This is a genomic window from Vibrio sp. 10N.222.47.A9, assembly GCF_963872585.1.
Taxonomy (GTDB): Bacteria; Pseudomonadota; Gammaproteobacteria; order Enterobacterales; family Vibrionaceae; genus Vibrio; species Vibrio splendidus.
The window spans coordinates 34249-47299 of sequence record NZ_CAWNBB010000020.1 but is presented as its reverse complement, the minus strand read 5'-3'; the positions used below and the strand labels follow the sequence as shown (position 1 = coordinate 47299).

At 43.3% G+C, this 13051-nt stretch carries 8 protein-coding genes; all 8 read left to right on the top strand.

What is annotated here, in order from left to right; translation table 11 throughout:
- Positions 1-114 precede the first annotated feature (114 nt).
- Entirely contained in the window at positions 115-477 is a 363-nt protein-coding gene (locus AACT19_RS03635) for a hypothetical protein (protein WP_017092940.1), read from the top strand.
- 2 nt (positions 478-479) lie between these two features.
- Positions 480-1829 carry an HlyD family type I secretion periplasmic adaptor subunit gene (locus tag AACT19_RS03630; RefSeq protein WP_004730526.1) on the top strand — a complete coding sequence of 450 codons (1350 nt, stop codon included), beginning with the start codon at positions 480-482 and terminating at the stop codon, positions 1827-1829.
- A 3-nt stretch (positions 1830-1832) separates the two neighbouring features.
- On the top strand, positions 1833-4064 hold the full coding sequence (locus AACT19_RS03625; RefSeq protein ID WP_076645291.1) for an ATP-binding response regulator: 2232 nt from the start codon (positions 1833-1835) through the stop codon (positions 4062-4064).
- Entirely contained in the window at positions 4039-5463 is a 1425-nt protein-coding gene (locus AACT19_RS03620) for a TolC family protein (RefSeq protein WP_076645289.1), read from the top strand. Before AACT19_RS03625 ends, AACT19_RS03620 begins: the two co-directional genes overlap by 26 nt.
- Positions 5453-7039, top strand: a complete 1587-nt coding sequence (locus tag AACT19_RS03615) for an ABC transporter transmembrane domain-containing protein (protein ID WP_004730521.1) — start codon at positions 5453-5455, stop codon at positions 7037-7039. Before AACT19_RS03620 ends, AACT19_RS03615 begins: the two co-directional genes overlap by 11 nt.
- The gene (locus AACT19_RS03610; protein ID WP_065607293.1) at positions 7036-9174 is read left to right on the top strand and encodes an ATP-binding cassette domain-containing protein; all 2139 of its coding nucleotides are present in this window, start codon (positions 7036-7038) and stop codon (positions 9172-9174) included. Before AACT19_RS03615 ends, AACT19_RS03610 begins: the two co-directional genes overlap by 4 nt.
- A 107-nt stretch (positions 9175-9281) precedes the next feature.
- Complete coding sequence (locus AACT19_RS03605; RefSeq protein ID WP_065681423.1) at positions 9282-9656, top strand: hypothetical protein; 375 nt, start codon at positions 9282-9284, stop codon at positions 9654-9656.
- Between the two features lie 213 nt (positions 9657-9869).
- Positions 9870-13049 (top strand): response regulator, encoded by a 3180-nt coding sequence (locus AACT19_RS03600; protein WP_076645287.1) that lies wholly within the window; start codon positions 9870-9872, stop codon positions 13047-13049.
- The last annotated feature ends 2 nt before the right edge of the window (positions 13050-13051 follow it).

Sequence of the window (13051 nt, the reverse complement as noted above, 5' to 3'; positions counted from 1 at the left end):
TTTTTATACAACATTTTTCATATTTTTCTTTTTATACATAAAGAATCAAAAAAAATTTGAAAACTTCCTTTAAACATCCTTAGTTATTGTGATTAAAGCAATTACGGCGGTGGAATGATGATAGACATGACGAGTTTGCTGCGTTCAATCGACAACAACCACAAAGGGCTTCAATTGCTATTAGGCGATTTTTATAAGGACTTTTCAGACGCAGCGATCAACATAGAGATGCTTCATAAAAGTGACCGTTTTGATGAGCTCAACAACTACTCAAAGAGATTAAAGACCATCTTAACTTTACTGTGCGATCAAGACTTGCCACCCAAAATGGCCAAATTGGAACATTTGAGTAAGCACGAATTCCCTGCACCAGAAGATCTTTTAGAGGATGTAAAAACTGAATTGCACAACGTCAATCGACAAATCAATCACTTGTTGGACATTAAGGAAGTAATAGATGACAAGTCATCGAGGTAGTCATGAGCAATAACCAAATAGAACATCACTTAAGAAAAGCGCTCGTTTCTAATAATGAGGCTTCTAAGGTCACAGCTGATGACACCATTGTGCTTGCAAGTGCCATGACCAGTGTTCACAAAACGTTGCTCATCATATTCCTACTCGCTTTAGTCGCTATCGCCGTGGCATCACAAGCGCGTATAGACATCGTCGTTTCTGTACGTGGTGAACTGTTGTTGGAATCTGACGTTGAGAAGGTTCAACACCTAGAAGGCGGTATATTGGAAGAGATGTTAGTCCGAAAAGGAGAAGTCGTTTATGAAGGACAGCCGATCGCACGAATTCGCTCACTAGACCGCAACACACAACTCGATACCGTGAATACTGAGATTATTCAGATAGAGCTCGATAAGATTCGTTATGAAAGCTTACGCGACATGGTAGAACCCAACTTCGCTTCTTATATCGAAAAATTTCCAGAACAAGTTCAGGTCAACATGAATACATGGCGACAAGAGTTCTCTAAAAACCGTTCAAATGAAGAGCTCATTACCCACGATATTAAACACAAAAACTCCCTGATTAAATCAATGCTTAAGCGTCGTAAAAGTTCAGAGAACCAACTATCGCTCATTCGCAAACAACTCAACATCAAAAATACGCTTTATAAAGAAGAGATGGCGTCTTATGTCGACGTCCTCAACATGAAAGTACAAGAATCCAATATGGTACGTGAGATTGAGAACCTTGATGAGTCGGTCATGAACGAACGTTTTCAGCTCGACAAACTGGAAAAACAACACCGTGACTTGGTTGAAAATCGAAACTCCGAGTACCAAGCACAAATCATTCAAGCGAATAAAGATCTCAAGCTAAAACGTATCTTACAACCACAACATTCCGACAAGGTTGATCGACTGGTTGTCTACTCACCAGTCGATGGCGTGGTCGACAAACTGCACTTCAATTTCCGTTCAGCTGTGATTCCGCCAGGTGAAAGTATCGCCGATATTGCCCCAATAAATAATTCGCTACACGGCGAAGCAAAGATTCCACGTAAAGACATGGGATTTGTAGAAATCGGACAGGCTGTGAAGGTAAAAATGGATACCTATAACTTCGCTAAATATGGATTTGTTGAGGGAACCATCGCCTCAATCAGCCGCTCGTCTTATGAAGAAGAAGACGCCGAATTCTATTTAGCAGAGATTGAAATTGATCGAAACTTTCTTGAACGAGGAGGCACTCAATACAAATTATCACCTTATATGGAATTTACCGCCGATGTAAAAACAGGTTCGCGTCGCGTGATCGAATACGCAGCGAAGCCGGTGATGTCAGCCATCGAAGATGCTTTCGATGAGAGGTAATCAATGAGCGGAAAACCTTCGTACAATATTTCTGTACCCGCCCTGCGACTGAGCATATTGTTTAGCATCGTACTGGCTGCGATCGCTTTCTATTTATACTTTTCTTGGTCGAAAGTAGATTCAGTAGCGCAAGTGCAAAGTGCCCCACTGCTCATACAAGCTCAGAAGCTTAATCAGACCATCGAACAAGATATTCAAACTCTGCAGCAGTGCTTAAGTAACGACACTTGTGGTACTAACGAATTCAATCTAGTTAACTTGAAGCGTGATATAGATGAATTTCGATCTTTAGCCTCTTTGAACAAAACTGAGTTCAGCTTGGTTGGCGCTACTGAATACACTCAACTTGAATTAGCGATTAACCGTTTCTCCGATAGCGCTAAAGCACGTGCCGATGTACTCGATTTATATCTCTCACTGACCAACAACTATCTGCAGATGGATGACAACTATCGCACCATGTTTAACAACCATGCGAGCGATTTGATGTCTGAGAAAAACGAGTTCTTCGTTTGGTTGTTTATGGTGGTCGTAATACTGGCCGTGATAACGGTTCTATCTAACGCTGTCGCCATGTTGAAACTGAAGAAATCCAGCTCTAACGAACGCGAAATCGACTATGAGTTCGATGCTCTGTATCAAGAACTAAAACAGTTAGATTTACAAAGGCTTGAAGAGCTTCTTAATGAAGTGAGCATCAATCCCAAACAGCGTCAGATCTACTCTCATCTCAAACTGTTCTTCAGTAAATTGGAAGACCAAAAGCGCAATAACGATCTCTACAAACAGTTGTATGCACTCATCGGCTATGAGATTCGTGGGATCACCAACACCATTAATGGTGGTGTCCAATACCTCGTTCAAGAAACCGATGAAAACGGCGTGTTGATGGCGAAGGATATTACGTCTGCATGTAGCACCCTATCTGAGCTAGCAGAAAACTATAATCGATTGATTTCACAGGGTACGGAAAGCAAGTCGAAAGAGTTCTCGTTATTGAGCGTGTTATCTGAATTAATGATTCATATCAGTGCCAAAGTACAACGTAATGAAAGCCAACTGGACTGCTTTATTTCCGACAACTTACCCAATCGCGTAGAAGGCCAATCCACCAGCTTGTTCTGGATATTGTTCCTGCAGCTTTCCAATGCTATTCAACTCAAATCAAATAAGAAACTATTTGTGACGATTGAATCTGGGGCGGCTTCAGACATGGAAAATACCCGAGTTACCATTAATCTAAACTTCTTATCAACGCTTGATGTCTCTGTAGCCAAGCTCAATAAACTCCATTGGAGCAGTCACAAGGACCACACCGCAAGCACAGACGACTTAGCAAAAAGCGTATTAAAAGATTACGGGTATTACGAAAGTCACTGGTTCCAATCGGGTACGCAGGAACGTTTTCAGATTGAGCTTGATCTCAAGGCGAAGAATTTCCACACAGAAAAGACTCGCTTCGACGGTAAGCGGTTACTGCTGTGCGCCAACACTCAAGTTCGCATCGATGTGATGAAGAAAATGCTCAGTAATTTGGGGCTGGACATCACCGAGATCCGCACTGCCAATGAGTTATTTTCAGCGGCGAAGACCTTTGGTGATTACGATGCGATTATGCTCACCGATACCTTTGAACCCAACAAGTTACCGTCACTGAGTAAAACGGTGAAATCTCAACTTAAGAACCACCCAAATACCAAGTTGCTGTTATCGGTAACCAACACTCAGCATGCGCAAGAGTGTCACAGCTTCGTCGATAAGATCATCAACTCCCCTGCGATTCCTTATGAGTTTATTCCTAACTTGCTCACCATTATGGAAGCGGAAGCCTCGGAAGAACAAATGGAGAATAGCTCATTCCTTATCGTAGAAGATGACCGAGTTCAGCAGATTTTACTTAAACGGATTCTTACCAAACAAGAATATGAACCTGACATGGTTGGCGATGGCGCTGACGCAGTGAAGCACTTCATGAATAAACGCTCAGACATCATTTTCATGGACTGCATCATGCCGGGTATGGGCGGCATTGAAGCGACCAAACGCATTCGCCAGTTTGAACAAGAAAACGAGAAAAACCCTTGTACCATCATAGGTGCAACCGCATTGACCAGCAGTAACGAACACCAGGCTTGTATCGAAGCCGGAATGGATTACGTGATCAGCAAACCTTATAAAAGTGACCAAATAATCAAGGTGATCAACAAGTATGTGGCGGTACAAAAACTTAACTAGCAGCATCATGGCTGCGCTTGCTTTAAGCACGACACCTTCGGCATCGGCGACTACCCTGCTTGAAGCGGTAGAACTCGGCCTGCAAAACAGCCTATCCCTTCGCGCCAGTGATAAAAGTGTGGAAGAGAACGAATACAACATAGGGATCAGTCGCTCTAAGTTTCTACCTTCACTCAATGGTGCAGCCGATACGACATGGAACGAGAATGAAACCTTACTATCGAGCGTTCCCGATGAAACCTCTAGCTATAACTCAAACAGCTACAGCCTTTCTCTTTCGCAATCCATATTCAATCTTGGCGACATTTTTAAATATGGAACGGCAAAGCTCGACTTCAATATCGAAGAAGTGAAGCACGAGAACAAAATTCAAAGCACTATTTCGGAAATCGGTTCTCAATACTTTGAGTATTTGAAAAACAACGCGCAGATAAAGGCGACCAAGGTTGAGCTTAAATCGTCTGAAACGCGTGAACATCAAATGCGACGCAATGTAGAGCTAGGTAACACCGCAGCCAGTGAGCTGTACGAAGTGATTGCTCAGAAAGAAGGTGTTTCGAACCGTTTAAGAACCTTGCAAAAAGATCGACGTGTCATTCTCAACGGGCTCTCTATTCAAATTCAATACCCTATCACTCCGTCGCAAGACATATACGAAAGCGTACCTTTAAAAGAGATCAGCGAAACCGAGCAACGGACGATCATGGATCAGGCGTTAAAGCTGAATAACGACTTGTTGGTGGCAAAGAAAAACGTAGAGAGAAGCCGCAGAAGCTTAAAAGAGAGCGGTTCGAACTTCTTACCGACCGTGTCGCTTTCAGCCAGCTATCGACATGATGACGCCAATAACTACGATAAAACCGACATTACAGCCACAGGCGAAAGTAACTCAACCAGTGTTGGCTTAAACCTCGCAGTGCCTATCTTGTCGGGTGGTTCTGATTACTATGGCTATCAAAAATCATCGACGGCCATCGAACGTACTGAGCTGCTTTACCAAGATTCGCTCTATACCACACGTAACAGCGTGAATACCTCAGTGCTCAACATTAACGATTTCTCGCAGTCTATAAGCAGTTACGAAAATATCATTCGCGCCAACTACGCCTCTTATAAAGGGATCCAAAGAGCTTACCAGTTAGGCACGCGTACCATCACCGACTTGCTGGCGGCAGAAAGCAAACTGTTCAGCGCTTTGAGAGACTATGAAAGCGCACGATACGACTACATCATCGAGACCATCAAGCTTGAGCAAATTAAGGGCATACTCTCTATTCAATCGATAGAGAGCATCATGCAATTAATGAGCGATATTGAAGGGCGAAACAATCAAGAATTGGTGCCTAAACACCTTCTCTCAACCGATTCATTGAGAAAAGGCGGTCGTAATGCAAACTGAACAATTTTCGCAAAAGATCAATATGGCAGATAAGTGTTATCTGACTTTCTCAACGATAATATCGACCCTGTTTGGCTTGGTACTACCCTTCTCTATTCTGATCATTTTTGACCGAGTGTTACCCAACCAAGCACAAGATACTCTGTTCTTATTGTTCGCGATTATCTTAATTTCTATCTTCCTCGACTATCACTTAAAAAATCAGGAAGAGAAGATTTCCTCTGTCATCATGAGGCAGTTTGAGACCAACTTAACCAATAAGGTATTTCAATCCATCTGTTTGGCTGAGATCTCTAAATTTCGCCGTTTAGAGCCCGGTGAATATTTGGAGCGTATTTCGACCATTCCAGAACTGAAAACCTTTTTTGGTGGAGAATCGGTTCGAGCACTGATCAACCTTGCTGTCAGTTTGATTACCATCCTTATCATAGGACTCATCAACATATGGGCTGGTATTACACTTCTGATTGCCTCTGTCATCTTGGCTATTTTCGCGTGGAGCCTTTCCAAACAAAAGATTGGTAGTTTGCAGAATAAGTCAGACATCGAAGGGTTAACCACCTCCAAAATCATCGAGATCATCTCTAGCCCGCTTGATATCAAAGCTCGAAATATGGAATACCGCGTTGAAAGCCTGATGACACAAATGGTCGAAGAGCGCGAAGTTGAGAACATCAAATATGAGCAGATTGAATCGAACTTCAGCCTAATATTGGCGCTCATCCAACAACTTTCTATAGCTTGTGTTGTTGTGGTACTGGCAACGGCCGTTATCAATATGGAATCTAGCCAAGGCATCATGGCCGCGATCATCATGCTAACCAACCGTTATTTTGCGCCTTACCAACAAGTGATGCGCACCGCGAGCCGTTGGGAGTTAAACAAACTCCACATACAACGTATCGCCGAACTGCTTGAGCTGGCGGCTTCGGTTGAACATCAGCATGAGACAACAGAGGTTGAACGTATTTCGGTTAAGTATTCTGAAAAACAGCGTATCGAGTTCGAACTTGGGCAAGCCTATTTACTTACAGGGAAAAGTGGATCAGGTAAGACCCACCTCGCTAACTGTATTACGCGCCAGAACAGTGATAGCAAACTCGATATCATGATTAACGACACGCCTCTCGATGACGTTAACTACAACGTTTGGCGCAACAGTGTGTTGATGGTCGATAAAACAAGCTCGTTCGTAGAAGGGACGATTATCGATAACCTAACCTGCTTCCGACCAAGTTTGAATAATACGGCGTTTGCACTTTGCGAGACCATGAACATCAAGGCACAAATCGATGGGCTTCCTGCTGGTTTTTACACAGAACTCAAAGGCCACATGCGCAATCCATTCTCACGCCAAGTAGGTTACGCCTTATTATTGGTTCGCGCCCTGCTCGCCAGTAAGCGTGTATTGATATTTGATGATATCGATTGTGTCTATGATGAGGAATTTGCACGAGTGGTGCTGACCAGTACCGCCTATCGTGCCAATGACAAAATCCTAATCATCGCCAGTAATAAGATGGACAAACTAAACCACCGCCTCAAACGCGTAAAACTTACCGGAGGTGATCAATGAGCATCCTAGTTGATTTCAACAATGTTCCGCAGCGGGTGTTGGACTTTGAAGCAAGTGGTTATGATGAACGCTACAGTCAGTCACCGCTGATTCGTGGCCTAGCTTACACCTTAATTGCACTGGAATGGGAAGGCACGCCGTCTATCCTCAGTGACGCTTTTATTCCTAAACAAAAAGATAGCGACAGTTTTACTGCGACTATAGAGCGTCTTGGATACCGCTGTGATGTGACCAAGCTAAAGACTCTCGAGAATATCGATCAGTACCCTCATCCATGCTTTATTGAGATAGAGAACCTTAGCGCCATTTTCTTAGGTACTAAGGATGGAAAGTTACTCCTGTTTGATTACACGAACAACAACACCATTGAATACCCAATGTGTAAAAAGCCCTGTTTGCTGATTTCGATTAGCGAATATTCTCGTCTATTCCGCGAACCACCGCCGGAATCGCAAGACAGAAGCAATTGGATAAAATACGCTTTCTATCGTTACAACAATGAACTTAAAAGCCTGATCATTCTCAGCTTCGTCATCAGTATTCTCGGTGCATTGCAGCCATTCTTTATTATGAGTGTGTATAACTTCGCACTGACTTCGAGCTCTCAAGCCACACTCTATTGGTTAACCTTATTTGCCATTATTGTTGGCTTCTCGGAGTATTTCTTCAAAAAGATGCGGGTCAACATCATTGCCACGTCCGGTAAAGATCTCGCCGTGCACATCTCGCAAGCCGTTATATCGAAACTTCTCTGGCTGCCCTACGCGATGACATCAACCGCTGGGGTTTCGTCGCAGTTGGCTCGTTTGAAAGATATCGATACCTTTCGACGCTTAGTGACCGCAGAGTCAACGCTTAGCTATTTTGATATGCCGTTTGTGATTGTATTTATCATCGCCATTGCTCTGATGTCTGGTACAGCGGCATTGGTGGTGATGGGTGGCTTAATCTTGATGTTGGTGTTCTGTGTGTATTCTCGCTATATCTACTCTCAAGCCACATCCAAAAGCTCGCGCGCCAATGCGATGGTCTCGTATCAATGGAATGAAATCCTTCGTGGTATCAAGACTATTCAAGGCCTACCTCTACTTCGTGTCGTTCAATCTCGATTCAGTGCTTCACACATGCAAAGCACAAGTGATGCCGAGAACGTCGCCGTGACTAACAGTAAGATTCAGGCTGCTGGCGGCAGTTTGATTCAGGTGATTGGTACTGCAAGTATCGTGACCGCAGTAATCGGAGTAATGGAAGGGACTTCTGATGCTGGTGCAATGCTCGCGACAGTGATATTGGTTTGGAAGGCGTTAGGTCCGATCATGGGTATCTACAACTCAATTTCTAAATTCCAGTCGATTAAGGCTTCGTCCGCACAGATCAATAACTTAATGTCGATGAATGACGATAAACTGACCTTAGAGAAGAGCCCGCCTATTCGCTTGTTCCAAGGTAGTATTGTTGGCAGTGGTGTCAGTCATCGTTACACAGGTGCGGCGACCGGCTTAACCAACCTTGGTTTTAAGATACCACCCAGTGCAAAAGTCGTCATTTGTGGCCCTACCGGTTGTGGGAAAACAACACTCATCTCAATCATTGCTGGCTTAGAGGATCGTTATCAAGGCGCAGTATCCGTTGACGGCTACAACATCAAGCAGTTCAATAGCTACCGTTATCGCACCTCAATTAACTACATCCCTTTTAACCTGCATATTTTTGAAGGCTCACTAGAAACCAACTTCATTCTGCATAACGGCCTCATTCCAACAGAGAAGATGCAAGAGATGGTGAGCTTCTTCGAACTGGACGAATGGCTACCAGAAGGCTTAGCGACTCAATTGAGTGTCGATAAGTGCAAAGGTCTTCCAAATGGAATTCAGCAAAAGCTTCGTTTGGCCCTTGGCTTGGGCAACTGTGAGCAATCTCTGATAATCATTGATGAGCCCTTCAACGGTGCCGAGCAAGAAAACGCGCAATACTTTAACCGTTTGTTTAGCGATAAGTTGCTGAATAAAACAGTCATTTTTTCGACTAACGATCCCGGCTTAATCGCCACTTCCAACATGAGTTTGGTTCTAGAGCCAGATGGAAACTTGAAATATTTTGGCTTAACAGACAAATACTTAAACAGTTTGAGCTAAATCATAACGCTTACTCACAATTCGTCATTTCGCGACATGGATGTAATTGACAAAATCATAAGTGAGAGAGATGATTCGACCCAATACCACAGGTAACAAGGAAACAAATGTACACATTCGTTGCAGACAAGCTTGATGTTGCTTACTTATCCGCAATTCCTGAGAATCATATATTTCAGGGCTGTGACGTGCCTGAAGAAGAAATCGAACTTCGAGAGATCATTGAGATTTGGTACGAGTGTTCATTCCTGCCTGCTTTCAACCTACAGAAAATTGAAATCGCAAATAAACCAGAGCTCACAATCATACAAACACACGTTTTTAACAACGATACGAGCACACTCGCCTTCCTACTCAAAAACAGAGTGTATCGCGCTGCACTAAACAGAATGCTCGGTATTTGGACATTAGAACCCTCTGCAAAAACGGTTTTAAAGCAACTTCTTTTCGAATTAAGCCTCGATAACAATCGTCCTCATTAGTACGCTTTTTAAGTTATTCATCAATAAGCATAAAATTAAACAAACTGCCAAACGCTATAAATTACTAATAAAATAACGTATATCAAAATAAGCTCTGGAATCACAAGAACTTATACCCCTCCCACACTTCTATTAAATTTGCGGTTTCAAAGTTTCCATATCGGCATTTTTATTCTACTGTTTTTATATAAAAACAGTTGGATGGATCCTTATATGGCGATTACGGTCTGGAATAACCTTTCAGTCAAACATAAACTCTTTGGCTTAGTTCTACTTCCCATTTCATTATTACTCTTCCTTGCAGGTAGACAGGCTTATATTTTAACGACTCAGTTGACCGATTTTGAACGAACCAATCAGTTATCTGTGTACCTTCAAGATATCTCGGTTCTTTATAGAAGCACTCTGGCCTCTAGCCCTGAGGAGTTTGAAAATCAAAGCAATCAAGTAAAAGCTGAATTAAAAAACCTGTCTCCAATCATTTTTTTGGATGCTTCTGATGAAATGAATCAACTGGTTGCCGACTTCAGCGAAGCAACCTTATCGACAATGCAAGCCACTGACAGCTACGATAAATTGGATGCCCTTGAGTGGCAGAGCGACTTATACAAGCAGTTACTGCTCGAAATAGAAAAAGTCCCATTCGAAAACACCAAGCGGGAAATTCAACAACACCTCACCGCATTGCAGCAACTGGAATGGCTGATGTTCTGGTCAAACGAAGAATTTAAGCTGGGTACCTCTCTGATTGAGATATTCCAAAGCAGCCAAGAATACGATCCAGAACTTGCAGAACAGATTGAAACCTTGAGTGAAAGACAGCAATTGTTCTTAGAACGCTTTGTTTCATTGAATGCCAACGAACATCAAGTGTCACTGATGGTTGAAGTATTTCGAAACGATGTATTCGCTCAAAGCCAAGAGATTAGAAACGCGCTACTCGACCTAAACGCAATCAGCCAACTGACTCCTAAAGAAGTTTCTGTCGGCTTAGAGGCGATGAGTGCTCGACTTAACTTATTACAAAGCCTTGGCGGCGTGATTAAACAAGAATTCCAACAAGAAGTTGAGCAAGCTATCTATGACGCACAAATACAGCGAACTCTGTTCATTTCAATCGTTGCCTTGCTCGCAACGATTGTTATGGGCTTAACCCTGAGCTTAGCGAGACAAGTCACTAACAACCTGAATTTAGTGTTAGCTTTCTTAAAAAGCGAAAATGACGAAACTCGCCCTTCTTTGGATAAGTTAATCCAAGGCAAAGATGAACTCAGTCTATTTGCGCAGCAAGTTGAACGATTAACCATCGAGCGAGAACTTGCAAAAGAGAGGCTTACGATAGCGAAAGAAGACGCTGAAGAAGCGAAAGATCATGCAATACAAGCTAGCAAAGCGAAAAGCAGCTTCTTGGCCAATATGTCTCATGAAATTCGTACCCCACTCAATGGCGTTATTGGTATTTCCGAGATTCTTGCAGATACCCCACTCACACCCACACAGCGTGATTATGTGGATACGATTGAAACTTCATCCCAACTGCTACTGAGCTTGATCAACGATATCTTAGACTTCTCGAAGATTGAATCTGGCATGCTGTTAATCAGCCCTCACTCGGCGTCGATTAGAGAATCGATATACGACATAGCCTCTATTGTTGCGCCAAAAGCGAAAGAGCAAAAAATATCGGTTAACGTTGATATTAGCCCAGACACACCAGCTCGCGTGATGATCGACGATCACCGCTTAAGACAAATCCTAATGAACTTTATGTCGAATGCAGTGAAGTTCACGGCAGAAGGTGGCGTCACATTATCAATCCAAACGCTCGAACAATCTGACGATAATGTCACCATTCGATTTGCCGTTCGCGACACAGGTATTGGTATCGGCAAGCAACAACAGAAACAAATATTCGAGCCCTTTGCTCAAGAAGATGACTCAACTACACGTCAGTTTGGCGGTACCGGTCTTGGCCTCGCCATCAGTACACAGTTGGTCGAACTGATGGGTGGCCAGATTCAGCTCGATTCAGTCAAGGGTGAAGGCAGCTGTTTCTACTTCGACTTAGAATTACCCGTTGACATGATGCTACCTAAACCAAGCACTGCAACCGCTGACATTTATGTTCTGGGTAACGAGAACATGCTTTCTACACGAATAGAATGCGACCTTAACCTTTATGGCTTAAAGGTAACTCAGCGAACGAATAACACTTCCGCGATGACCGAACAACTCGCGACTCAGAAACACAATAAACCGATTACTGTCGTTTTCGCTGAAGATGATGCATTCCTAGCTAATACCCACGCAGATAACTTAGCTAAGCTGCACCAAAATGGCATCACTATCTGTTTGATACGTTCTTTCTTAAGTGAGCCTGCGGATCTTGGCGACAGCGTTACTGCACAAGTCGCACAGCCCCTACTCGGCTTACGTTTAATTAAAGCTATTGAGCTCTGTGATACGCAGGGTTTAGCTGAGCTTTCAGAGGCAAGCCAGCAACCTCTAGAGATCCAACACAAAATCCTCATCGTCGAAGACAACAAGATCAACCAAAAAATTGCTGGGCTTCATGTCGGTAAAAGTGGTTTTGAATTCGAGTTCGCTAATAATGGTCAAGAAGCTGTGGACATGTTCACCGCAAACCCTCATTACGCAGTGATACTGATGGACTGTATGATGCCCGTCATGGATGGCTTTGAAGCGACAAGCAACATTCGACGCGTTGAAAAAGAGACCAACGCCACGCGCCGTATCCCTATCATCGCCTTAACCGCCAGTGTGATTGATGATGATATTCAAAAGTGTTTCGACGTAGGTATGGATGACTATGTACCAAAGCCATTCAAATTTGAAATGCTAAAAGAAAAAGTACTTGCCGCCGTTGAAGCGATGCCACTTCTTGCTGCCTACAAAACTAAATCTACGAAAAAAACCGCGACCGTAACGCCGATTCTTAATGCTGCAGCTAAGCGAACATTGCCAGAAGAAAGAGTGCAAAACACGGTTCCGAGTAAATCTGAAAGAATACTGCTCGTCGAAGACAATCGAGTTAACCAAAAAGTCGCTTCTGTGATGTTAACAAAGGCCGGCTACGCGTTTGAAATCGCCGACAACGGACAAATCGCCGTCGACATGTACCAAAACGACAGTAGCTTCGACATTATTTTAATGGATTGCATGATGCCCGTTATGGACGGCTTCACTGCGACCAAAGAGATCAGAGAGCATGAGAAAAACCTAGGCTTAAGCAAAACTCCTATCATCGCGTTAACCGCCAGTGTTATCGACGATGATATTCAAAAGTGCTTTGATTCAGGCATGGATGGATATGTAGCGAAGCCCGTAAGAAAAGAAAAGCTATTCCATCAAATAGAAAGTGCGACTTGTTAGGA